Here is a 22,961-nt window from a genome sequence, read left to right as displayed (position 1 = left end):
CACACCACATCACCCACTTCACACGGGCTGAGTGACTCGGTGCAAATCCTCGATACGCACAGAAAAACCCTCACACGGCATTTTTGGACAGGCTCCCCAAGATATCCTTCGTCGTTTTTCTTGCATGGACCTTAACGCGTTGATAAGTTTGGTGTACCGCCGACCTGCGGATCGTGTGCGTCTTGCCTTTCCCACGAAAAACCGTTGCTCTTTTACCCGGATTTTTCGACGGCATCCCACTTCTTCCCGTTCGCCATAACCACCTCGCTCCTTTCGAAAATCTTCGTCAGGAGGGCCGGTCCGTCGTCGGCGCCGTGGCAGGAGAGAATGTATGGGCACGAAAGTCTAAGGGGGGGGAGCGTATGCGACTGATTGTCATTGGGCAGGCATCTTTTGGGCGGGACTGTTTGCAGGCTTTGCTGGATCGTGGCGAAGAGGTGGTGGGTGCCATGACGGTGCCTGACGTGCCGGAAGCCAAAAAGCCGAACCCTTTCAAGGAGCTGGCTGTGGAATGTGGTCTTCCCCTTTTACAGCCGCGCACCCTGAAGGGGCCGGAGGTTGCGGATTGGGTTCGAGACAAAAAACCGGATCTTTTTGTCCTTGTCTTCGTCACTCAATACATGGGCAAGGATGTCATTGACGTCGCCACCCACGGGGCTATCAATTACCATCCCTCGCTTCTTCCCAAATACCGCGGGGGCACTGCCATTGCCTGGGCGATTATCCACGGGGAACTCCAAACGGGAGTGACCATCCATTACATCGACGATGGTGTGGATACAGGAGACATTGTGCTACAGGAATCCGTTCCCATTGCCCCGGACGATACGACCGCGAGCCTTTACTTCAATAAACTTTACCCCCTAGGCGTGAAGCTGGTGCCGGAAGCCGTGCGTCTCATTCGGGAAGGAAAAGCTCCGAGAATTCCACAAGACCCTCGCCTGGCTTCCTTTCAGCCGGCCCTCAAACCCAAACATACGGCAATCGACTGGCGCCAAGGCGCGGAAACCATTCACAATCTCGTTCGAGGCGCTTTCCCCGTGCCGGGGGCTCGAGCGCTTTGGCGGGGCAACAGTCTCATCCTTCTGGAAGCCGCTCCCAAACCCGCAAAGATCTGGGAGCGACCGAGTCATGCCCCAGGAGAAGTCCTGGCAGTAACCGCCGATGGATTCACCGTGCAAACGGGGCTGGGTGAGCTGCTTGTCAAGAGGGTGCAGAGCAAAGAAGCCGGAAAAGTGAGTGCGGCCGATTTTGCCAAAGCGACCGGGCTCAAAGCCGGCGACACCTTTGAACCCATTGGTCATGGTCCTTCGCTCTCCCGTGGGTGATGGTTCAGCCCAAGGCTGTTCCAATGGCATGGATTTCAAACCCAAGCATGTGGAAGCCCAGCGCAAGGGGCCAAAGGCCCTTGTGGGTGTTATTCCCGCGTGGTCAGGTGGCTTTGACTCCAAAATGTGGACACCGACTTGGGGTGGCTTCGTTTGCTGCATTGGGGCATGCTGCACATGGGGCATTCGGGATCCTGGCAAGGATCCACGTGCACCAGCACTTCGGCTGCTCCCTTAAAGTGCACCCGAAACAGCTCTTCCAGTTCGGCGACTTCCCTGTGGGCGTCCACCAGAGGCAGATGACGCGGCAAGATGAGGTGAAAATCCACGTAAAGCCGCCGGCCGGAGCGCCATGCGCGCAGCCTGTGAATGTCGATCCAGATGGTTTTTCGATGTTGGGCGAGGAGTTCTGAGATTTCCCGAAGCAGCTGGGGATCTGAAGCGTCCATGAGGCCGGCGAAGGAGGTCTTCAGGAGCGAACGTCCGGACAGGAGGATGTGCCCACCCACCAGGGCGGCGACGGCCCCATCGATCCAGTACCATCCGGTGAACTTGACCAGACCGAGGCCGAGGACGACGGCGGCCGAAGAGAAAGCGTCTGTCAGGATGTGTTTGCCGTCGGCCACAAGGGCCAGCGAATGCGTGTGTTTCCCAATGGTGACCAGAAAGCCTCCCAGGGCGCCGTTGACGGCACTAGTGGCCAGAACGAGCCAGAGGCCCAGATCCAGGTTGGGCAGAGGGTGCGGGCGGTGGATTTGATGCCATGCGCTCCAAAAGACGCCCACGGCAGCCACAGCGATTAAGGCACCTTCAAAGCCAGCGGAGAAGTATTCCACTTTGCCGTGACCATAGGGGTGCTCTGCATCGGGAGGTTTTGCGGCCAGGAAGATGCTCCAGAGCGCAAAGCCGCTGGCAATGACATTGACGATGGACTCCAAGGCATCGGAAAGCACGGCTGCCGAGTGAGTGAGAAAGTAGATGTAGAATTTGACGGCCATTAAGAGACTGCTGAGTGTCAAGGAGAGAGCAATGGCCTGAAGACGTCTGCGCTGTGCGTGATCTTCCATCATCGTGCGCCTTGAAGACATGGGGCCTGAGGCCTTCCCATGATCTTTGAAAAAGCCCAGGCCGTTTTTGCACTGACGATATCGAACCCTACCGTGAAAGTCAAAATACCTTACCACGAAGGGCATGCATTCCAAAGGTGCTATCTACAGGGGCTTGAAATGTCCTTTGAGTTGCGGGGCCGAGCTTGACCCTGTTCCAGCCCTGTGTTAAGTGCGCTATGCTTTAAAAAAAGTAATGGCGCAACCTCGCGGCCCTCGGCGAGGGTCGTTAAGTTGAGGAGACCAGGCCGTGCACGAAATGAGCATCGCCCAAAGTGTTTTGGAGATCGTTCTGGATGAATGCCAGCGGCACGGCATGGAAGCCGTGGATCGCATCAGCGTGCAAGTGGGCGCTTTGGCCGCCGTGGTTCCGGAAGCTCTGCGCTTTTGTTTTCACGTGGTGGCTCAGGGTACGCCGGCGGAACACGCCGCCTTGGACATTGAAACGGTCCCCGTGGTGATGCGCTGTCCTCTGTGCGGGGAACTGTTTGAGATGGAGGATCGCCTTGACATGTGCCCTCAGTGCGGCCCCGTGATTTCAGGGCTTTCGCTCATCAGTGGTCGCGAGATGACGGTCATGTCCATCGAAGGGCGAGGAAAAAACGATGGAGCTTAAGCAATGGCGGAAATGAAAGTTCCGGTGGTTCGAAACATTCTGGAGGTCAACGAACGACTTGCCCAGGAAAATCGCCGTATCTTCGATGCCAAGAAAATCCTGGTCCTCAACCTCATGAGTTCTCCCGGCGCTGGGAAAATCTCCGTGTTGGAACGCACGGCCGAAGCCCTGCAGGGCCGTTACACTATGGCGGTCATCGAAGGGGATATTCAGTCGTCCTTTGATGCAGAGCGACTGCAGCGCAAAGGTGTGCAAGCGGTGCAGATCAATACCGATGGCGCGTGCCATCTGGACAGCAATATGATCCGCACCGCCATGGAGAGCCTGCAGCTGGACGCCGTGGATGTGCTTCTCATCGAAAATGTGGGCAACCTCGTGTGTCCCGCCGAATTCAATCTGGGGGCACATGACAAGGTAACCATACTAAGCGTAGCGGAAGGGGACGACAAACCCATCAAGTACCCGCTCATGTTTCAGATTTCCTCGGTCCTTTTGGTGAACAAGGTCGACCTTCTTCCCTACGTGGATTGTGATCTTCAAGCCATTCACCAAAGAGCCAAGCAGCTCAACCCCACCCAAGAGATCTTCGATATATCGTGTCGCACGGGAGAAGGGCTGGAAGCGTGGACAGCGTGGCTGGAAGCCCGAATACGGGAGAAAAAAACCTTTCTTAACGCCGGAGCCCCATGGGAAGCGGCGTGTCGGCATTCGAGTGGAAGGGATCGTTCAAGGCGTGGGGTTTCGCCCCTTCGTGTACCAGTCGGCGCATCGATATGGATTGAAGGGGTGGGTGCGCAACGACGCCACAGGCGTGGAAATGGAGTTGGAAGGCTCCCACGAGGCGCTGGAAGGCTTTCTCACGAGCTTGCGACGGGATGCGCCCCTCTTGCGGCCATTCGTTCCATCACGGTTCAGGAAAAACCCTACAAAGGCCTTTCAGGGTTTCACATCAAGGTCAGCGAGACGTCTTCCCTGCGCACGGCCTTGATTTCACCCGACACGGCCATCTGCCAGGACTGCCTGCGGGAATTGGCGGATCCCCTAGACCGTCGTTATCGGTACCCTTTCATCAACTGCACGAACTGCTGACCGCGGTACACCATCGTGCAAGACATTCCTTATGATCGGCACAAGACGACTATGGCGCCTTTCGACATGTGCGCAACGTGCCGTGCCGAATACGAAGACCCTTTGAATCGGCGCTTTCACGCGCAGCCCAATGCATGCCCCCAATGCGGCCCGCACGTGTGGTTGGAAGACTCCAAGGGCCGTGTTCTGGCCCAACGGGATGAGGCGGTTCGGCAGGCCGTGCGTTACCTGGAAGGTGGACAGATCGTTGCCGTCAAAGGCTTGGGCGGATTTCACCTGGCCGTGTTGACACGGCATGAGGCGGCGGTTTCTCGTCTGCGGCGCCGAAAGATTCGAGAAGAAAAACCTTTTGCGGTCATGTTTGGAAACCTCGAAGCCGTTCGAGGGGTATGCTGCGTGAGTGCAGAAGAAGAGGGGCTGTTATCTTCCAAGGAACGGCCCATCGTCTTGGTTCGTAAACGATCCGATGCGGAATCTTCGAGCGCGGGATTGCCCCTTCGGTGGCCCCTCGAAACGCCTACCTCGGTGCCTTCTTGCCCTATACGCCCCTGCATGTGTTGCTCTTTCAGGACGGCTCCTACGATGCGTTGGTGATGACCAGCGGCAATCAAAGCGATGAGCCCATCGTCACGGACAATGCCGAAGCCCGCGAACGCCTTCGAGACATTGCCGATGTTTTTCTCATGCACAATCGAGAGATCTACATTCGATGTGACGATTCCGTGGTCCGAGGGCTATGCGGCGGCATCTTGCCCGTTCGGCGTGCCCGAGGGTATGTGCCCGTGCCGGTGCCCCTGTCGTGTGCCGGCCCTGTGGTTTTGGGAACCGGAGCCGAACTGAAAAACACCGTGTGCCTCACGCGAGAGCGGGACGCCTTTGTGAGCTAGCACATTGGGGATCTGGAAAATCTGGAGACTTTTCAAGCTTTTGAAAAAACCATTGATCACTTGCAAAAAATTCTGGATGTGCGCCCCACGTGGATTGTGCATGATCTTCACCCCAACTACTTGAGCACGCAGTGGGCGGAAACCCACGCAGATCCTTTTCCGTGCGAAAACGGTGCAGGGGCAACAGGGGATCCGTCGCGGGGGGATCGACCCTATCGCATTGCCGTGCAGCATCATCATGCGCATATCGCTTCGGTGGTTGCCGAGAGAAAATACGACGGACCCGTGCTTGGCGTGGCCCTGGACGGCACGGGCTATGGGTCTGACGGCACCCTGTGGGGCGGGGAATTTCTTTATGTGCATGGGGATGTTTGCCGTCGTTTGGGACGTTTTTTTCATTTACCATTGCCCGGAGGGGATCGAGCCGTCAAGGAACCGTGGCGAACTGCACTGGGAGCCCTGTGGGTTTTGGCCCAAGACGCGGTGGAAGAGCGCTATGGGCCCCTGATGAAGCGTTGGCCCAAAAAAGAACGCCAGCTGGTGCTGGACATGCTGCGGCGGCACATCAACACGCCGTGAACCTCCTCATGCGGGCGCCTCTTTGATGCCGTGGCCTCCTTGTGTGGCGTGCGGGACCGCATCAGTTATGAAGGGCAAGCGGCCATCGAGCTGGAACAAGCCATCGAGGAAGACCCTGAAGTCTACAGCGTTGATCTCTACCGAGACAAAGGGTTGTGGGTCTTGGACAGTCGTCCTCTGGTGGCTCAGGCCGAGAAGGATCTCCTTCGTGACGAAAAGCCAGGTGTGGTGGCCTGTCGCTTTCACCGCGGCCTCGTTGTGGCGCTGACTCGACTTCTAGACATTCTCTCGCAAGGGACGGGCTTGCGCACCGCGGCTCTCAGCGGCGGTGTTTTTCAAAACGTTTTCCTGCACACGGCCCTGCAGCGTCGGTTACAAGAAAGGGGTTGGCATGTTCTGGTGCATAAGCAGGTGCCGCCCAATGATGCCTGCATTGCTCTGGGACAAGCCTATATCGGAAGATGTATGGCGGCCAAAGGCGGCATGGAAGACCGTTTTGGACGGGTGATGGGCAAGATTTCAGAATGATTCTCAGGCATAGAGGCATGTGATGGCCCTGAAATACATTGATGAATTCCGAGACGGGAATCTGGCGCGCACGCTTCTGGCAAAGCTTAAAACGCGATGCGCAGGACAATCGCCCATGCGCTTCATGGAAATCTGCGGCACCCATACGGTGGCCATCTTTCGGTTCGGACTGCGACCGCTTTTGCCCGCTACGGTGGAACTCATCAGCGGGCCAGGCTGTCCTGTGTGCGTCACGGCTGCCGAAGATATCGACAAGGCGATCTGGTTTGCCTCACAGCCCAACACCATCGTAGCGACCTTTGGGGACTTACCTCGCGTTCCAGGATCCCGTACCTCCCTAGCTCAGCAGAGGGCTCAAGGGGCCGACGTGCGCATGGTCTACAGTGCCACCGACGCCGTGACCTTGGCCCAGGAAAATCCGGACAAGGAAGTGGTTTTTATCGGCATTGGTTTTGAAACCACGGCCCCGACGGTGGCGGCGGCTGTGACCATAGCCGATCGTCAAGGAATTGAAAATTTTTCTGTCTTCTCCGTGCACAAGCTCCTGCCGCCTGCCATGGAAACCCTGTTGTCGTCCAGGGACCTTCAGCTGGATGGGTTTCTATGCCCAGGTCAACGTGACGACGGTTATCGGCGCCAAAGCCTATGAAGACGTGGCGGCCCGATATCGAATGCCATGTGTGGTGACGGGCTTTGAACCGCTGGACATTCTGCACGGGCTTTGGATGCTGGTGCAGCAGCGCCTTTCCGGGGAGGCGCGCGTGGACGTTCAATATCGGCGCGGGGTCAGCTGGAAAGGGAACACAGCCGCACAGAGGCTCCTGGCCCAGGTGTTTCGTTCGGCGAACGCCGTCTGGCGAGGGTTGGGGGCCATTGCCCATTCCGGACTGGCTTTCCGTGAGGAATGGGCTCGGTTTGATGCCACGCGGAGGTTCGCCGTGCCCATGTTGAGCGTTCGTGAAGATCCCGCGTGCCGCTGCGGGGATGTGCTGCGAGGGACCCTAGCGCCCCCGCAGTGCCCTCTGTTTCGAAGAGTGTGCACGCCGCAAAACCCCAAAGGACCGTGCATGGTGTCCAGTGAAGGCACCTGTGGTGCCTATTTCAAATACGCGTACGATGGCCTAAATCTGGATCTGGAAGAGAGGTACTGACCGTGAAGGCCGAGAATGATCCACCTCGCGCAAGCGGCTGAAAGGGAGATAGGGCGGTGAAGGAAACGCAAGTGTTGTTGGATCATGGCAGTGGAGGTCGGGCGACCCATGAACTGGTGGCGCGGGTTTTCGCCCCGGTTTTGAGCAACCCGTTTCTCGATGCCATGAACGACAGTGCGGTCATGGAGATCTTCGGACATCGACTGGCGTTCACCACCGATGCTTACGTGGTGGATCCCGTCATTTTCCCCGGGGGAGATATCGGATCGCTGGCTGTTCATGGAACGGTCAATGATTTGGCCATGAGCGGCACTCACCCCATGGTTTTGACGGCGGGTTTTATTCTGGAAGAAGGGCTGGATCTCTCGCTTTTGGAAACCATTGTGGCCTCCATGGCCGAAGCGGCTCGAAAGGCGGGTGTGGTCGTGGTAGCCGGAGACACCAAGGTGGTTCCCAAGGGCAAAGGGGACAAGATTTTTATCACCACGGCCGGCGTCGGTATTGTTCCGCCGGGGATATCGGGGGGAGGACAAAACGCCCGTCCGGGCGACGCCGTGCTCATCAACGGCACCATCGGTGATCATGGAACGGCCATTCTGTGTTCCCGCGAAGGCCTTTCCATGGAAGGCGATATCCAAAGTGATTCCGCGCCGCTTCACACCCTCACCGCTGTCATCTTGCAGGCGTGTTCTCATGTCCATGTGTTGCGCGATCCCACGCGAGGGGGTGTGGCCACGACCCTGAATGAAATTGCGCGCCAGTCCCACGTGGGTATTCGGCTCTTTGAAGAGGCTTTGCCCATTCGAGCGGATGTGGCGGGAGCGTGTGAAATCTTGGGTCTGGATCCGCTCTACATGGCCAACGAAGGAAAAGTCTTGGTGGTGCTTCCACGAGAAGAAGCCGAAAAGGCTCTGGACGCCATGCGGCGGCATCCGCTGGGACGCAATGCCGCACTGATTGGAGAGGTCCTCGCCGACAATCCTGGTCGAGTCACCTTACGCACCCGCATCGGTGGTCACCGTATCGTGGACATGCTTCGTGGCGAACCCCTGCCGCGCATCTGTTAAACGCAAGAGCTTGGCCACAAGTTTGATCTGAGAGAGATCGGCGCACGCCGCAGGACCCTATGGCGCCTCCAGGCATTCTCGCGGCTTGGAAAAATTGGTTCCCACAGGGCCTGAAAAAGAAGGCCCACTGAGAAAAGGGACCACCACAGACTGACGCCAAGTAGTGCCTCAGAGGGGCGTCTCTGACAATGGCTTGACCGTGTCCTTTCGGCTTGCGGTTCTAGGAACGCCGCAGGGCGCGATAGGGCCTTGCGGCTTGCGCCGCTCCTAACGAAGGTGTTCTCGGACAGGCTCCTCAGAGGAAAACCGCTTGGTCTGTTGAGATGAGCTTTCACGGCCGCCAAGGCCTGGGCAAAAGGCCCCCGGCCCTTGTCGGCCTTTTGGCTTGTGGGCTAAACTCCTATTGAGGAAGAAGCCAGCAGGGAGCGGAAGGCGTGCTGTACCGGCGATGCGTTGTTTTCACAATCCAAGGTGAGGGTGATGGAAGAATGCGGGCAGGTGGAAAGCGCCCCGTCCGGCCATTGGCGGACGGCCGCATGACCGACCCTTTGAAAGCGTGGGAGCGCGAATGCTTGATCCGCGCCCAAGAACTGTCGGACGGCATGTTCGAACGGGCTCTCAAGGTGCGCGGCGGGCTGTGATGCCAGGAGGGGAGGAGCCGTGGGGCTTGCATGGCTGACCGGCGGATCGCGAGGATTTCGCTGTCGCGTCTGTGGTCATCAGGTGGAGGGCGCGGGTTCCGGCCTCGGCGTATGTGCCCACTGCATCGTGCACGACTGGGAGCGAGCTCGACCCCTGGTGGATGCCATTCATCGCAAATCCCGGGCGCGTTTCCAACTGCCTGAGGAAGTGCCTCAGGTACGAATCGGAGCCCAATGCAGACTGTGTCACCATCAATGCCGCATGACGCAAGGACAATGGGGGTATTGCGGCGTTCGCACCGGGGACATGGAAAGTCTGCGCCGTGACGGGCGCCTTGTGGCGGCGGTGTCCTATTATCACGATCCCTTACCCACCAACTGCGTGGCGGATTGGGTCTGTGCCGGAGGCACCGGCGTAGGGTATCCCCATTTCAGCATGGCCAAAGGGCCAGAAGTGGGATGGTACAACTTGGCTGTTTTTTTTGAGGCCTGCAATTTCAACTGTCTTTATTGTCAAAACTGGACCTTTAAACGGGCGACACCAGCGGGCAAGCCGAGGTTGGCCGTGGAGGAGATGCTGCCGGCGGTGACGGAGCGCACTTCATGCATTTGCTTTTTCGGTGGTGATCCGGTGCCTCAGTTGCCCTTTGCTCTGCGGTTTTCCAAGGAAGCCGTGAAAGCACGATCCAGTCGAATTCTTCGCGTTTGCTGGGAAACCAACGGCAGTATGCATTCCAGCTGGCTTCGACCCATGGTCCAGCTCTCCCTGGAATCCGGCGGCTGTATCAAGGTGGACCTCAAAGCTTGGGATCCCCATATCCATCGGGCTCTGTGCGGGACAGACAACCGTCAGGTGCTGGAGAACTTCACTCAGCTTTCCCAATGGGTTCCCATGCGCCCCGATCCTCCCTTGCTGATCGCCAGCACGCTTCTAGTGCCGGGCTATGTGGGAGAAAGGGAAGTGTCGCGCCTCGCTCGGTTCATCGCAAATCTTAACCCCGATATTCCCTATGCTCTCCTGGGTTTTGCCCCCCAGTTCGTTCTCAATGATTTTCCCACCACTTCCAAAGCGGAAGCTGAAGCGTGCCTCGAAGCCGCACGTCGAGCAGGGCTGCGCCGAGTGCGGCTGGCCAATCGGCACCTGCTGTGCTAGCGTTGGGTGCCATGGCAACATGGGCGCCTGACATCCAGAATGGAGAAAATTTTTTTGATGAACCATCGGGGAGGGCGAGATGCGCTACGATGAAGGGCAGGTGGGCCGAGTGTTTGTGCTGCGGCTGGAAGAAGGGGAGAAGATTCCCGAGGTTATTGAAAACTTTGCACGGGAAAAAGGCGTCCAGAGGGCCATGGCCATTTTGTTGGGAGGCATCGATGATGGAAGCCGGGTTGTGGTGGGTCCGGAAGCCGGACGGGGCCGAGAGATTGTGCCGCTCGTGCATACGCTTTCCGGCATCCAAGAGATCTTGGCGGTGGGAACACTCTTTCCTGACGAAAAAGGAAATCCCGTTCTGCACATGCACGGGGCCTCAGGTCGTGAAGGTGGAGCTTCCGTGGGGTGCACGCGGGCAGGCGTAACCGTCTGGCTAGTGGGCGAAGTGATCCTTTTGGAAATTCTTGGCAGCCGTGCCGTGCGCACAAAGGATGCCGTCAGCGGCCTGAGCCTGCTCAGTGTCTGAAGCCCAAAGCGGCGTCAATGTGCCCTGAGCTATGTCCGTGCTCGAAAGGGCGCGCTTTGGCGCGTCCGCTGTGTGATCTTTCACCGAGAAAAGGCCGGGGGGAGTGCTACGAATGTGCGGAGCGGCAGGATTCGGTCCCTTCGAGAAAAACACACCAGTCGGGTCGAAAGGACCGCGAGGACGCGATCCTTCAGCCAAGAGGACCGCGAGGAACGGCCACAAAGGTCGCGGTTTCGCTTGGACGCATGTGGGCCTATGGGAACGCCGAGGGAAGGCCTTTTCGGACATGTTGCTGATGGGCTTGTCTGAGAACACCTTCAGTGGAAGCAATGCCGGCCGCGATGATTTCTCGTGCCTAGCGGCGCTTCGGCATCCTCAACGACCCGTGTGAGATAGTCCTTGACAGGGAAGGTCGCGGTTTCCTACAAAGCATGTGATCTTTATCAGAGAGGGTCAGCCGTCATGGGACACATGAGCCGACAATTTTGTGGCGCGTACTTTTTTAGGCTGGGACTATGGGCTGACCCCTGAGAGGTCGCGGCATGAAAAGGTGTAGCGCAACCGAGGCCGGGGGTTCAGCCCCCGGCTTTTTTTATGTTTTTCCCGCTCGATATGGCAAGGAAGGAAAAGGTTGGTTCTGAGCGGAGAGTCAATGGGGGATTCTCGGTCGTTCCAACAAGGGAGAGAAAAGTGAAGGAAGTCTGGGTGCATTTGGACCGCTGGGACAAAGAGATGGCCACGGCGGCGCTCGAAGCGGGTGCGGGCGCTGTGGTGGCGCCTGAGGGCATGGCGGAAAGGATTCGAACCTTAGGGCGCCTCATGGTGGTGAGCGACGACGGGGATTGGGTGCCCGGTCGGGATGTGCATCTTGTCAGTGTGCGCGGCCCGGAAGACGAGCAGAATGCGGCTCGGCTCTTGGGTCTCGGTTTTCCCGTGGCGGTGATGCATGCCGATTGGGAGATCCTGCCCCTGGAAAACCTTGTGGCCCGCTCCGGTCGACTGCTGGTGGCCGTGGATTCGGAAAGCCGGTTGGAGACGGCCTTGGGCATCTTGGAAAAAGGGGTTTCCGGAGTGATCCTGCGTGCCCCGGACCCGGCGACCCTGAAAAGATGGGCTCATCGGGTGCATGCCGCCATACCTTCAGAGGATCTGGTGGATGCGGAGATTGTCTCGGTAAGACCCGTAGGGCTCGGGGATCGCGTGTGCCTGGACACGAGCCTCATGATGCAGGACGGCCAAGGGGCTCTGGTGGGCAACAGTGCCTGCTTTTTGTTCCATGTGCAGGCCGAAACCCGTCAGAATCCCTATGTGGCTCCGCGGCCCTTTCGCATCAACGCCGGCGCCGTTCACGCCTACGTGAAAGTGCCCGAAGGGCGCACGCGCTACCTGTGTGAATTGAAAGCCGGGGATCGAGTCCTCGTGGTGGACCCTTCAGGAAACGCCACGGAAGCCGTGGTGGGCCGATCCAAGATCGAAAGGCGCCCTTTGGTGCTGGTGGAAGCCGTCCATGGAAACCGTTCGGGAAGCATTCTGTTACAGAATGCCGAAACCATTTGTCTGACTGCCGCGGACGGCGGCGCCTTGTCCGTGACCCAGCTGCAGATCGGTCAACACCTTCGTGTGGCCCTGTCCGCCGAAGCCCGCCACTTCGGTATGCCGGTTTCGGAAACCATAATGGAGCGGTGATGAAAGAGCATCCTTTATCCAGATACCGACAAGCGATTGATGAACTGGACTTGCGCCTTCTGGATCTGCTCAACCAGCGTATGCGCCTGGTGCAGGAAGTGGGACGGATCAAGGCGCAACTGGGGCTCAACACCTTCGACCCCGGGCGCGAGGAGGCGGTGTGCAAGCGGCTGGTGGAAAACAATGCGGGTCCGTTGAGCGATGCATCGGTGCGGGCCATCTATCGGGAGATTCTGGCCGCCTCCAGAACCTTGCAACAGCCCCTCAAGGTGGCCTTTCTCGGCCCCCATTGGACCTATTCGCACCTGGCCGCCATTTCCGTTTTCGGCCATACCGCGCACTATACGCCGCAGGCCACACTGCTGGATGTCTTTGATACCTTGTGCAAAAATTTGGCCCATGTGGCTCTGGTGCCCATTGAAAATTCCCTGGAAGGCGGCATCGGCCAGACCATGGATCTCCTGTATGAAAGGCCTGTGCGTGTCGTGGGCGAATGCTATCTGGAAGTGGCCCACTGCTTGTGCTCAAAGGCGCCAGACTTGCAAGCGGTTCGAAAGATCTACGCACATCCGCACGCAGTGGGCCAGTGCCGCCGATGGCTTTCGGAAAATCTGAGGGGCCTGGAGATCTTTGAATGCGCTTCCACGGCTCGGGCCGCTCAATCGGCGGCCATGGATGCGCAGGCGGCCGCCATTTGCAACACCAAGGCGGCCGAAAATCACGGGCTTTACATTTTGGCCGAACGCATTGAAGACCACCCGGGAAACACCACGCGCTTCATCGTGTTGGGCCTCAAGGACAATGCCCCCACGGGGGACGACAAGACGTCGCTGCTTTTCGCCGTGGCCGACAAACCGGGAGCTCTTTATAAGGTGTTGGAATCCTTCACTCAATACGGTCTGAATATGACCCGTATCGAATCGCGTCCAAACCGAGTGCATCCCTGGCAGTATTTATTCTTTGCCGACATCGCCGGGCATGAACAGGATGAAACCGTGCGCGCTGCCTTAAATGAGGCGTCGGAGCGGACCACTTTTTTGAAGGTGCTGGGTTCTTACCCCAGAGCCAATCCCATGAGTCCCATTCGGTTTGATGTGGAGCGGGCGAGATTTGGAGGGTGATGCCGTGAGAGCGACGAGTGCCGTGGTGCGATCGGTGCAACACGATCTTTTTGGTGTCATCGGCCGTCCCGCAGGGCATAGCCTGAGTCCCGCCATGATGCAGGCCGCTTTCGACATTCTGGGATTCAAGGCCTGTTACCTGGCTTTGGAAACGGACGATCTGGCCGAGGCTCTGGCCGTGCTGGACACCTTGGGATTTCAGGGGCTGAGCGTGACGGCTCCTTTCAAGCAGGACGTGATGAAACGGTGCGTTCAGGTGGATGCGGCGGCGCAGCGCATCGGCGCCGTCAATACCCTGCGACGCACACCGACCGGTTGGGAAGGGCGCAACACGGATTGGCTTGGAGCCGTGCGGGCGTTGGAACGCTTTCATCCCCTTCGAGGTGTGACGGCACTGGTTTTCGGTGCAGGCGGAGCCGCGCGCGCCGTGGTGTATGGATTGATGCAAGCCGGGGCTCATGTGGTCATTACGAACCGCACCGAAGATCGAGCTCAGGAATTGGCCGCCGCTCTGGAATGTTCCTGGGTGCCTCTTGAAAGCTTTGAACGCGTGCGGCCGCAGGTTGTGGTGCAAGCCACCAGCGCGGGAATGTCGGGCCGTCCTTACGAATTCCACGTGCCTCCGGATTTTTTCTTGCCGCACATGGTCGTCATGGACATCGTCTACGCTCCTCTGGAGACGCCGTTTTTACGACAGGCCAAGGCGGGGGGGGCTCGCGTGGTGGACGGCCTCGAAATGCTGCTTTATCAAGGCATCGAACAGTTTTTCTGGTGGTTGAATCGCCCTGCTCCGGAAGCGGCCATGCGTGAAGCCCTGCGCAGAGCGGCCCGCCAACACAAAGGAAAGGCTTGATATGAATGAATCGGCCGATACGCGCGCCATTCCTTGTGTGTCCAGGCTTCGAGGAGAGGTTGCCGTGCCGGGGTCCAAGTCCGTCACACACCGGGCCCTCATTCTAGCGGCTCTGGCCCACGAGGAATGTGTCATTGAAAACGCTTTGGACGCCGAAGACACACGCGTCACGGCGCAATCCTTGCGCCGTTTGGGGGTGGGGATCCACTGGCAGGGCTCAAGGATCCGCGTGCGCCCGGCGCCCCATCGGTGGGTTTTCAGCCCTGAACCCATGTTTTTAAACAACAGCGGCACTAGCCTTCGGCTGCTCATGGGGCTTGCGGCCGTGGGGCGGGGCACTTTTCTCTTTGACGGTTCGGCCAGGCTTCGACAGCGTCCTGTGGGCCCATTGGCCGATGCCCTCAAGCCCCTCGGGGTCAATGTGCGTTTTCTGGGTCACGGTTCGTGTCCGCCTTTGGAGCTGCAAACCAATGGGTTGCTCGCCGGCGAAACCCTGGTGGATGCTTCTGAAAGCAGTCAGTATCTGTCTTCCGTGCTCATGGCTGCGACGCAGGCTCAAGGCCCTGTGCTGGTGCGCTGGAAGGACCCTGTGGCGTCCTTTCCCTATGTGACCATCACCTTGTCCATGATGGCGGAAGTGGGTCTGGAGTTTTTTCAGGTGGAACCGAGAGCCATACGGGTGCCGGCGCCGCAGCGCTTGAGCGGTTTCCGCTTGGAAGTGGAAGGCGATTGTTCGTCGGCATCCTATTTTTGGGCGGCTTCCGCCTTGACGCACGGCGACGTGCTCACGTACCCTCTTTCCCCAAGCACTCTTCAAGGAGATTGTCGCTTTTTGGACGTGCTGCGCACCATGGGCTGCAGGATTCAGTGGGAAGATCGCGGCGTGCGGGTGCGGGGGCCGGATCGGCTTCAGCCCGTGCATGTGGATATGAACGCCATGCCGGACATGGTGCCCACATTGGGGGTGGTATGCGCCTTTGCGGACGGACCATGCACCATCACCAACGTGGCCCATCTGCGCATCAAGGAATCCGATCGTCTTCATGCCGTCGCCACGGAACTGCAGCGCCTGGGCGTCTCTGTGGAACAATACCCTGACGGGTTGCGTATTCAGGGACCACCTCAGCGGGGCGACGCCATCACCACCTACAATGATCATCGCATGGCCATGGCCTTTGCCGTCTTGGGTCTGAGGGTGCCGGGTACGACGATCCGAGGGGCCTCTGCAGTGGCCAAATCCTTTCCCGGATTTTGGACGGCATTGAACGATCTTGTGCAACAGTCCCGAAAAGAAAACGCGTGACGGCGGGAAACCATGCGCAAGCTTCAGAAGGGTTCTTGGAGATGGATGGGGTTGTGCCTGCTGTGGGCGGTGCTGGGGTGGTCCGGGAACCTGCAGGCGGTGGACAAGCCGGAAAAAAAGATCGGGCCACGTTCCACGAAAGCGTTCACGTGGACTGAGCATGGCCAAGCCATGCAGGCGGTCTGTGAGGAATTAAGCGTTCAGGTGACGGCTCTGCCTTCCGGAACGGTCCTTTGGGAATACGAAGCCCGCAAGCCTTTGGTGCCGGCTTCCCTCGTCAAGCTGCTCACGAGCTACGCGGCGCTCAAAGTCATGGGGGTGGAGTATCGGTTCCGCACGGAAATCTGGGCTGATGGAAAACCGCTTCACGGCGTGCTTTCGGGAAACCTGTGGATCAAGGGCTATGGGGACCCATTTCTTGTTCCCGAACGGATTTGGCTGCTTGCTCAGAAGGTGCGATCCCAGGGTATCGAAAAAGTCCAAGGGGGCATCTTCGTGGATGATTCGGCCTTTGATCCGCCTTTCGAACACCTGTGTCTGGACAATCAATGCGATCGTCCCCATAACCCTGTCATCTCGGCAACGGCTTTCAACTACAACACGGTGCATGTGGAAATCCTTCCGGGAAAAGGCAAGTCGGCGTCTCATGACATTCGAGCCTTTCCTTCAACGGACTATGCGGTGTTTCGCCAAGAATGGGCGGCGCAGACCAAAAATCCCGGGGTTGGCCTTCAATCCTTGGGGGTGGGAGATGACGGGCGGGAAACCTTTCGCGTTCACGGCAAAAAACCGGATGAACCTTTTCAGACCGCGGTATACCGCACGAACATACAGGACCCTCAACGGTTTGCTGCACTCACTTTTCGGCACGCTCTCAAGGACGCCGGCATCGCGGTGCAGAGCGCCGACGCGGGCCCAAGACCTCTGCCGGATCCAGCCTTTCTGATCTATCGGCTGGAATCCCCTCCTTTGAGCGATGTGCTCTACGGGTTGAACCGATACAGCAACAACTTTATGGCGGAAATGATTCTGCGCGTGTTGGGATTCCATGTTTACGGGTTCCCGGGGTCTTTGGCCAAGGGCTGTCGCGTCGTTCAGGATGTGCTGGCGGAGCTGGGAGTGTCCGCGGCCGAAAGGACTTTGGACTCGGGATCGGGCTTGACACGCACCACTCGGGTCAGTGCCGCCGCTTTCAACCGGGTGCTCATGGCGGCGCACCGAGACTGGGAGGTGGGGCCGGAGTTTCTGGCCTCTTTTGCCCGTTCGGGCGAAGAAGGCACCTTGCGCAAGCGCATGAAGGCGTGTGCGGCGGACTACACCATTCGGGGCAAGACGGGTACCTTGAGGGACGTGGTCGGCTTCAGCGGCTATATCGGCAACATTTCGGGCACCGCCTACGCCGTGACGGTGATTATGAACGGTGTCGCCAACCCGTGGAAGGCTCGGGAAGCTTTGGACGCCTTTGTCACTGATATTCCTCGCCTTGTTGCGGCCAAAGGGCCATAATGCGTATTTATCCTATCTTTCTTCCCCATGCGGGGTGCCCTTTTCAATGCATTTACTGTGATCAGCAGGCCATCACCTCTGTGCGGGGTCTCGTTGTTTGGGAAGCCGTGCTTCAGTACGTCAAAGAGATGGCTCGAAGGGCTTTGCGCACTGCAAAACCCGGGGAGATCGCGTTCTACGGTGGAACCTTTACGCAGATTCCCGACGAGGCCTTAGACCGGCTCTTGCATGAGGCGGCGCAGGGGGTGCTGCGGGGCGCCTTTACGGGTATTCGCTTTTCCACCCGGCCTGATGCCCTTGGGCCCACGGTCATCGCCAAGCTTTTATCTTTTCCTGTGCGCACGGTGGAAATCGGAGCCCAAAGCCTGGATGAGCGCGTGCTGCTCCGTTGCCGGCGAGGCCATACAGTGCGCCATGTGGCCGAAGCCATGGAGCGAGTCCGCGCTGCAGGCTGGTCCGTCGGACTGCAACTCATGGTCGGACTTCCCGGCGAAGACCGCAATTCTTTCGAAAAAACCTTGGAACGAGCCCTCATGTTTGCACCGTACTTCGTTCGCTTGTATCCCACGCTGGTCCTTAAGGGGACCGTTTTGGAACGCTGGGTGCACGAGGGTCTTTACACACCCCTGACGGTGGATGAGGCTGTGGAGCGGTGCGCTCGAGCCTATGAGCTCTTGACCCATCGGGGCATTCGAGTCATTCGCATCGGTGTGCAGACCACGGAAATTTTGCGCCGCCCGGGCCTCGTGGTGGCTGGTCCTGATCACGCGGCGCTGGGCTACCTGGTGCGTGTGCGTCTGTGGAGGCGTCGCGTGGATGCGATCATGGCTGAAGGACATTTTGAGGGGCGGCACGTGGAAATTCAGGGGCCGAGGCATCGCGTGTGCGAACTCATCGGTCCCGGCCGTTCCAATGTGGTGTATTGGAAGAACCGTTGGCGTCTTGCATCGGTGAAGGTGCTGGGTGTGGAGGGAATGGAGGATTTTTCCGTTCATGAAAGGTGAGTTCCCTTCATGAAGCAGGTGAAAGGGAGCCGTGCTTTGGCCTTGGAGTGTTTTTGAGGGGGTTTTTGGTTCAGGATCCGTTGCTCAAGCGAGCCGGGCTCGTTAGAATCCTCGGCGGGCAGGGTCAGGGAGGTTTTTGTGCAGGGAGCGCCGCGTCGTCGAGTTTCACGCCAGATTCGTGTGGGAAACGTGCCCGTTGGGGGTGACGCGCCCGTGGTGGTTCAGTCCATGACCAACACGGACACGCGCCACGTGGCCGCAACTGTGGCGCAAATTCAAAGGCTGGTGCAGGCGGGGTGCGAGATCGTCCGCGTGGCGGTGCCCAATGCGGAAGCCGTGGAAGCCCTCGGGCGAATCAAAAAGGCCGTGACCGTGCCAATCATTGCCGATATTCACTTCGACCACCGTCTGGCTTTGGGGGCTTTGCGGGCCGGAGCCGACGGTCTTCGCATCAATCCGGGAAACATTGGAGATTCGGCCAAGGTGCGCCGCGTGGCGCAAGAAGCGCGGGATCGCGGTGTGCCCCTTCGCATCGGGGTCAACAGCGGTTCGGTGGAACGGGATCTTTTGGCTAAGCATGGAGGACCCACGGCCGAGGCGATGGTGGAAAGTGCCCTGAGGCACATGGACTTTCTGGCGGCATGCGGCATGGCGGATTTCAAGGTTTCTTTGAAATCTTCCGATGTTCTCACCACTGTGGAAGCCTATCGCCGACTGGCCGCGTGTTCCGACGTGCCGTTGCATGTGGGGGTCACCGAAGCGGGTCCCGCCGTGCTGGGAGCTGTGAAGTCCGCTTTAGGTATCGGTCTTTTGCTGGCGGACGGCATTGGAGATACCATTCGCGTTTCCGTGACGGCGGATCCCGAAGAAGAACTGCCCATCGCCTACGCCATTTTGCGTTCCCTGGGGCTTCGACACCGCGGGGTCGACGTGATCAGCTGTCCCACGTGCGGCCGCACGGAATGGAAGCTGATGGACGTGGTACAGGAAGTGGAACGGCGGCTTCGGCACGTGGCTACGCCACTGAAGGTGGCGGTCATGGGGTGCGCCGTTAACGGCCCGGGGGAGGCTCGAGAGGCGGATGTGGGCATTGCGGGCGGGCGAGGCCATGGCATCCTATTTAAAAAAGGTCAACTTGTGGAAAAGGTGCCCGAAGAAAAAGTGCTGGAACGGTTGCTTGAAGAAGTGCAGGCCATGACGGGAGAAACCCTTCAGGGGCCGTGAGGCGGAAGAGACGGTGACGCAGTATTTTCAAATCGAAGACCAGGTGTTGCGATATTTTCCCGAGGCGGACGTGGCTTTGATGCGGCGGGCCTACAGCCTGTGTGCCAAGGCGCACAGCGGGAAGTCCAGGTTGCCCTCGGAACCTTACCTGGAACATTACCTGGAAACCGCTTCCCTGATGGCCCGCCTGCAGATGGACGACCACACGGTGGCGGCCTGTTTTCTCCACGATGTTCTGGACGACGGCATGTTGTCCGCCGAAGATCTCAAGGATCAGATGGGTGAGCATGTGGCGGGCATTGTTGCCGGCGTGCATCGCGTATCTCAGTTTCGCCTTGAGGAGGGAAAGGAAAAACAGGCGGAAGACCTGCGCAAGATGATTCTGGCCATGACCCGAGACGTGCGCGTTATTTTCATCAAGCTGGCCGATGTGCTGCACGACACCCGGGTGGTGAACCGATTTTCCGATGGCGAAAAGGCAGCCTTGGCTCGTGAGGCCATGGAGATTTATGCCCCATTGGCCAGCCGCCTGGGCGTCGAATGGATGAAGGTGGAACTGGAAGACCGGGCCTTTGCTGCTCTGTATCCGGACGCCTTTGCCGAACTGCAAACGCGTCTGCAAAAGACGGAAATGGAACGGCGCCTCTATATCGAGGAAGTTCGTCGCGTTCTTGCGGAGAAACTCCAGGAAAACAACCTCAAAGGCCGTGTGCTGGGACGTCCGAAGCACCTCTACAGCATCTACCGCAAGATGGTCGCCCAACACCTAGACCTGGATCGCATCTACGATCTCATTGCTTTTCGCATCATCACGGATTCCGTACCGGCCTGTTATGAAATCTTGGCCTTGGTCCAAGCCCTCTGGGAACCTGTGCCGGGCCGGTACAAGGACTACATCGCCCGGCCTAAACCCAACATGTACCAATCCCTGCACACCACGGTCATTGGGCCGCATCAGGAGCGTATGGAGGTCCAGATTCGGACCGAAGAGATGGACCGCGTGGCCAACGAAGGGATCGCCGCCCACTGGCTTTATAAGGAAGGACGCCCGTTGGAAGGGGTGAGCCGGGAGGAGACGGAACGGTTTTCGTGGTTGCGACAATTGCTGGAGCCCGAAAAGGGGTGGAGAGATCCCAAAAGTTTCTTTGAAAGCTTTCAGCTGGATCTGTACCCCGACGAGGTCTACGTCTTTTCACCCGACGGCGATGTGAAAGTGTTGCCGCGCGGCGCGACGCCCATCGACTTTGCCTATGCGGTGCACACGGAAGTGGGGCATCGCTGCGTCGGGGCTCGCGTCAATGGAAAGATCGTGCCCTTGCGCTCGGAACTCAACAACGGGGACACCGTGGAAATCATTACGGCGCCCAACCACAAGCCCAGCAAGGACTGGCTGAATTTCGTCAAGAGCAGCAAGGCGCGAAGCCGTATTCGCCATTGGATCAAGACGGAAGAACGGGATCGGTCCATCGCCATGGGCCGGGAAATCTGCGAGCGGGAATTCCGCAAACGCGGCCTGAACTTCAACCATTACATCAATTCTCCAGAACTGTTGGAAGCGGCACGGCAGTTTTCTCTGCGCACCGTCGATGATCTGTTGGCCAGCGTCGGCTACAAGAAGGTCTCCCCTGTGCAGCTCATCGGACGGTTGCCTTTGCCCGAAGCGCCAGAGGAGGAGCCTCGGGAGGAAAAGCCGCCGGAGCGGAAAAAGCCGGCCAAGCCGGACGAAGGCATTCGAGTGCAAGGGGTGGACGATGTCCTTTTTCGCATGGCCAAGTGCTGCAGTCCCCTGCCGGGAGAACCCATTGTGGGCTACATCACTCGAGGCCGCGGCGTCACCATTCATCGGCGCTCTTGCAAAAACGCGGGAACCGGTGACGAAGAGCGCCAGATTGAGGTGCAGTGGGATACCGGAGAAGCCCAAACGTATCCGGTGGACATTAAGGTGGTCTACGACGGGGATCGGGCCACGGTGGGGGCCTTGAGCACCCTCCTGGGACAAATGGATGTGACCGTCAATGATTTTCGCATTCATCGCACGGGGACCGGTGCGGCGCACTGTCGATTCCGGGTGGAGGTCCGGGATAGCGAGCACTTGAACCGAGTGATGACGGCGCTTCGCAACGAAAAGAACGTGTATGAAGTGGTCCGGGCCAGCGAATGACCGCAAGCCTTTGGCTTACCCTTAGTGTTTGAAGGCTGGGTGCCCATGCCGGTGGATGACTCCTTTCTGGATGCGCTGAAACGCCCACAACCCGATCCGGGTGGTGGATCGGCCGCCGCCCACGGGGCGCTCACGGCCGTGTGCCTTCTGCAGAAAGTGGCCGTGCTGGAAAAAAATCGGGCTTCCGAGGGTTTGCATCACAAGCGGTGGTGGAGTGCTGTGCTGGACCAGATCCTCGCCCTGGCCGAGGATTTTCAGCGGCTGCGAGGGGAAGACGCGGAAGCTTACCGTCGGCTGGCTGAGGCCATAAAAGCCGAAAAGGCCTCCAAAGATCAGGATGAAGCGGCGGTGGACGCATCACGAGTGCCTGCGACCATCATGGAAACCAGTGCTAAGGCTCTGCAGACGGCCCACGCTGTGGGCGAGCGCTGTGCCCGCCGGTTATGGGCCGATGTGGCCGTGGCCGCGGAATTTCTGGGATCGGCCGTGCAGGGGGCTTTTTGGATCGGGCTGGCCAATGCCGAACGCATCAAGGACATGCAAGGTCGTGAAGACCTGGTGCAGATCTTATGCGCCCAGCGGGCGGCAGGGGAAGACCAACTGCACCTTTTGAGAAAGGCACTCAAGGGATACATTGAAGCTGGCCGCTGATAATCTCAATGCCCTGAAACCGCGATTGGCTCAGGCCCTTCGCGACCTGGACCCCCGCCCCATTGAAGAACTGGTGCGTCGGTGCACCGCCCCCGGCGTGGATTGGATCGACCTCAATCCCGGCTACCTTTCCAAGCGCCATTACGATCGCATGGCCTTTCTGGTGGAAACGGTGGAAGGCGTCACGGATCGAGGACTCATTTTGGACAGTCCACACCCTGAGATTCTGGCGCGAGGTTTGGCCGTATGCCGCAGGACGCCCATACTCAGTGCCTTGTCCCGAGAGCCCCACAAGATCGACGGCATCCTTCCTCTGGCCGTGGAATATGAAACACCTTTGGTGGTGCTTCTGATGGACGAACGGTCCCGGGTTCCGGTGTTCATGGAAGAACGCTTGGCCCTGGCCGTGGAGCTTCGAGAAAAGGCTGTTGCGGCGGGCGTGCCGCCTCATCGGCTCATCTTTGATCCCGTGCTGCCCAATCTCAGCTGGCCCAATGCGGCGCACCATGTGCGCGAAGTGGTCAAGACAGTGCGCATGCTTTCGGGCTGGTCGATTTTTCCCGAACCCGTGCGGACGATGGTGGGATTATCCAACCTGAGAAGCGGCTTAAGAAAATGGTATTCCCTGGACGTAGAAATGCGTTGCCTGGCCGTGTTGGCCGGAGCCGGTCTGGACATGGTCCTTGCGGACACGGTCCAGCCGGATTTTCTGGGTTCCTACCGAGCGATCAAAAACCTTGTGACGGATGGGCAACTTGAAGGAGGGCTCAATGGTTCATAAAAG

22 protein-coding genes and 2 pseudogenes are annotated in these 22,961 nt (G+C 58.8%); 23 read left to right on the top strand and 1 reads right to left on the bottom strand.

The window, feature by feature from the left end; translation table 11 throughout:
• Positions 1-362 precede the first annotated feature (362 nt).
• Positions 363-1,328 (top strand): methionyl-tRNA formyltransferase, encoded by a 966-nt coding sequence (locus ACUVSA_RS00540; RefSeq protein WP_445893390.1) that lies wholly within the window; start codon positions 363-365, stop codon positions 1,326-1,328.
• Between the two features lie 89 nt (positions 1,329-1,417).
• Here the strand turns inward: ACUVSA_RS00540 and ACUVSA_RS00535 are convergent, their stop codons facing one another.
• Positions 1,418-2,398 (bottom strand): cation diffusion facilitator family transporter, encoded by a 981-nt coding sequence (locus ACUVSA_RS00535; protein WP_445893389.1) that lies wholly within the window; start codon positions 2,396-2,398, stop codon positions 1,418-1,420.
• Between the two features lie 295 nt (positions 2,399-2,693).
• Here ACUVSA_RS00535 and hypA point away from each other — a divergent pair, with 295 nt between their 5' ends.
• The 22 genes and pseudogenes from hypA (at position 2,694) to ACUVSA_RS00425 (ending at position 22,958) form a co-directional block, all read left to right on the top strand.
• Positions 2,694-3,050: a hydrogenase maturation nickel metallochaperone HypA gene (hypA, locus tag ACUVSA_RS00530; protein WP_445891392.1), complete on the top strand. Its 357-nt coding sequence runs from the start codon at positions 2,694-2,696 to the stop codon at positions 3,048-3,050.
• A gap of 3 nt (positions 3,051-3,053) precedes the next feature.
• A pseudogene (gene hypB, locus ACUVSA_RS00525) lies at positions 3,054-3,686 on the top strand (hydrogenase nickel incorporation protein HypB); the annotation flags it as partial.
• Positions 3,580-4,038: an acylphosphatase gene (locus ACUVSA_RS00520; protein ID WP_445893526.1), complete on the top strand. Its 459-nt coding sequence runs from the start codon at positions 3,580-3,582 to the stop codon at positions 4,036-4,038. The pseudogene hypB and the gene ACUVSA_RS00520, both read left to right, overlap by 107 nt.
• Complete coding sequence (locus ACUVSA_RS00515) at positions 4,035-4,139, top strand: hypothetical protein (RefSeq protein ID WP_445893525.1); 105 nt, start codon at positions 4,035-4,037, stop codon at positions 4,137-4,139. Before ACUVSA_RS00520 ends, ACUVSA_RS00515 begins: the two co-directional genes overlap by 4 nt.
• Positions 4,140-4,205: 66 nt before the next feature.
• Positions 4,206-4,733, top strand: a complete 528-nt coding sequence (locus tag ACUVSA_RS00510; protein ID WP_445893388.1) for a Sua5/YciO/YrdC/YwlC family protein — start codon at positions 4,206-4,208, stop codon at positions 4,731-4,733.
• Positions 4,640-5,026 (top strand): Sua5/YciO/YrdC/YwlC family protein, encoded by a 387-nt coding sequence (locus ACUVSA_RS00505; protein ID WP_445893387.1) that lies wholly within the window; start codon positions 4,640-4,642, stop codon positions 5,024-5,026. Before ACUVSA_RS00510 ends, ACUVSA_RS00505 begins: the two co-directional genes overlap by 94 nt.
• A gap of 60 nt (positions 5,027-5,086) precedes the next feature.
• Positions 5,087-6,133, top strand: a pseudogene (locus ACUVSA_RS00500) (Kae1-like domain-containing protein).
• Between the two features lie 22 nt (positions 6,134-6,155).
• Positions 6,156-6,782, top strand: a complete 627-nt coding sequence (gene hypD / locus ACUVSA_RS00495) for a hydrogenase formation protein HypD (protein WP_445893386.1) — start codon at positions 6,156-6,158, stop codon at positions 6,780-6,782.
• On the top strand, positions 6,727-7,284 hold the full coding sequence (hypD, locus tag ACUVSA_RS00490) for a hydrogenase formation protein HypD (protein ID WP_445893385.1): 558 nt from the start codon (positions 6,727-6,729) through the stop codon (positions 7,282-7,284). Before hypD (ACUVSA_RS00495) ends, hypD (ACUVSA_RS00490) begins: the two co-directional genes overlap by 56 nt.
• A 56-nt stretch (positions 7,285-7,340) precedes the next feature.
• On the top strand, positions 7,341-8,351 hold the full coding sequence (gene hypE / locus ACUVSA_RS00485) for a hydrogenase expression/formation protein HypE (protein ID WP_445893384.1): 1,011 nt from the start codon (positions 7,341-7,343) through the stop codon (positions 8,349-8,351).
• A 660-nt stretch (positions 8,352-9,011) separates the two neighbouring features.
• Positions 9,012-10,145 carry a radical SAM protein gene (locus ACUVSA_RS00480; protein WP_445891369.1) on the top strand — a complete coding sequence of 378 codons (1,134 nt, stop codon included), beginning with the start codon at positions 9,012-9,014 and terminating at the stop codon, positions 10,143-10,145.
• A gap of 79 nt (positions 10,146-10,224) precedes the next feature.
• Positions 10,225-10,668, top strand: coding sequence for a PPC domain-containing DNA-binding protein (locus tag ACUVSA_RS00475; RefSeq protein WP_445891370.1), 444 nt, complete (start codon positions 10,225-10,227; stop codon positions 10,666-10,668).
• A gap of 690 nt (positions 10,669-11,358) precedes the next feature.
• A complete protein-coding gene (locus ACUVSA_RS00470) occupies positions 11,359-12,354 on the top strand; it encodes a 3-dehydroquinate synthase II (RefSeq protein WP_445891371.1) in 996 nt (331 codons plus the stop codon).
• A complete protein-coding gene (pheA, locus tag ACUVSA_RS00465; protein ID WP_445891372.1) occupies positions 12,354-13,475 on the top strand; it encodes a prephenate dehydratase in 1,122 nt (373 codons plus the stop codon). The genes ACUVSA_RS00470 and pheA overlap by 1 nt, the downstream gene beginning before the upstream one ends.
• A 4-nt stretch (positions 13,476-13,479) precedes the next feature.
• Positions 13,480-14,328, top strand: a complete 849-nt coding sequence (gene aroE, locus ACUVSA_RS00460; RefSeq protein ID WP_445893383.1) for a shikimate dehydrogenase — start codon at positions 13,480-13,482, stop codon at positions 14,326-14,328.
• Position 14,329: 1 nt separating this feature from the next.
• Complete coding sequence (gene aroA, locus ACUVSA_RS00455; RefSeq protein WP_445893382.1) at positions 14,330-15,631, top strand: 3-phosphoshikimate 1-carboxyvinyltransferase; 1,302 nt, start codon at positions 14,330-14,332, stop codon at positions 15,629-15,631.
• Positions 15,632-15,643: 12 nt separating this feature from the next.
• Positions 15,644-17,137 (top strand): D-alanyl-D-alanine carboxypeptidase/D-alanyl-D-alanine endopeptidase, encoded by a 1,494-nt coding sequence (gene dacB / locus ACUVSA_RS00450; RefSeq protein ID WP_445893381.1) that lies wholly within the window; start codon positions 15,644-15,646, stop codon positions 17,135-17,137.
• Complete coding sequence (locus ACUVSA_RS00445; protein WP_445893380.1) at positions 17,137-18,141, top strand: elongator complex protein 3; 1,005 nt, start codon at positions 17,137-17,139, stop codon at positions 18,139-18,141. The genes dacB and ACUVSA_RS00445 overlap by 1 nt, the downstream gene beginning before the upstream one ends.
• Positions 18,142-18,279: 138 nt before the next feature.
• Positions 18,280-19,365, top strand: a complete 1,086-nt coding sequence (gene ispG, locus ACUVSA_RS00440) for a flavodoxin-dependent (E)-4-hydroxy-3-methylbut-2-enyl-diphosphate synthase (RefSeq protein ID WP_445891377.1) — start codon at positions 18,280-18,282, stop codon at positions 19,363-19,365.
• Positions 19,366-19,378: 13 nt separating this feature from the next.
• Positions 19,379-21,526, top strand: a complete 2,148-nt coding sequence (locus tag ACUVSA_RS00435) for a RelA/SpoT family protein (protein ID WP_445893379.1) — start codon at positions 19,379-19,381, stop codon at positions 21,524-21,526.
• A gap of 45 nt (positions 21,527-21,571) precedes the next feature.
• Complete coding sequence (locus ACUVSA_RS00430; protein ID WP_445893378.1) at positions 21,572-22,177, top strand: cyclodeaminase/cyclohydrolase family protein; 606 nt, start codon at positions 21,572-21,574, stop codon at positions 22,175-22,177.
• Positions 22,161-22,958 carry a dihydropteroate synthase gene (locus tag ACUVSA_RS00425; protein ID WP_445893377.1) on the top strand — a complete coding sequence of 266 codons (798 nt, stop codon included), beginning with the start codon at positions 22,161-22,163 and terminating at the stop codon, positions 22,956-22,958. The genes ACUVSA_RS00430 and ACUVSA_RS00425 overlap by 17 nt, the downstream gene beginning before the upstream one ends.
• Positions 22,959-22,961 lie beyond the last annotated feature (3 nt).

The sequence above is a fragment of the Desulfosoma sp. genome, assembly GCF_052743555.1.
Note: the sequence above shows the minus strand (reverse complement) of the source record. Positions and strands in the feature narration are given on the sequence as shown.

Excerpts from the sequence above, each read along its gene's own strand:
- ACUVSA_RS00540 (WP_445893390.1), top strand. The coding sequence starts at position 363 with ATGCGACTGATTGTCATTGGGCAGGCATCTTTTGGGCGGGACTGTTTG.
- ACUVSA_RS00535 (WP_445893389.1), bottom strand. The coding sequence starts at position 2,398 with ATGATGGAAGATCACGCACAGCGCAGACGTCTTCAGGCCATTGCTCTC.
- hypA (WP_445891392.1), top strand. The coding sequence starts at position 2,694 with ATGAGCATCGCCCAAAGTGTTTTGGAGATCGTTCTGGATGAATGCCAG.
- ACUVSA_RS00510 (WP_445893388.1), top strand. The coding sequence starts at position 4,206 with ATGTGCGCAACGTGCCGTGCCGAATACGAAGACCCTTTGAATCGGCGC.
- hypD (WP_445893386.1), top strand. The coding sequence starts at position 6,156 with ATGGCCCTGAAATACATTGATGAATTCCGAGACGGGAATCTGGCGCGC.
- hypD (WP_445893385.1), top strand. The coding sequence starts at position 6,727 with ATGGGTTTCTATGCCCAGGTCAACGTGACGACGGTTATCGGCGCCAAA.
- ACUVSA_RS00475 (WP_445891370.1), top strand. The coding sequence starts at position 10,225 with ATGCGCTACGATGAAGGGCAGGTGGGCCGAGTGTTTGTGCTGCGGCTG.
- pheA (WP_445891372.1), top strand. The coding sequence starts at position 12,354 with ATGAAAGAGCATCCTTTATCCAGATACCGACAAGCGATTGATGAACTG.
- aroA (WP_445893382.1), top strand. The coding sequence starts at position 14,330 with ATGAATGAATCGGCCGATACGCGCGCCATTCCTTGTGTGTCCAGGCTT.
- dacB (WP_445893381.1), top strand. The coding sequence starts at position 15,644 with ATGCGCAAGCTTCAGAAGGGTTCTTGGAGATGGATGGGGTTGTGCCTG.
- ACUVSA_RS00445 (WP_445893380.1), top strand. The coding sequence starts at position 17,137 with ATGCGTATTTATCCTATCTTTCTTCCCCATGCGGGGTGCCCTTTTCAA.
- ACUVSA_RS00430 (WP_445893378.1), top strand. The coding sequence starts at position 21,572 with ATGCCGGTGGATGACTCCTTTCTGGATGCGCTGAAACGCCCACAACCC.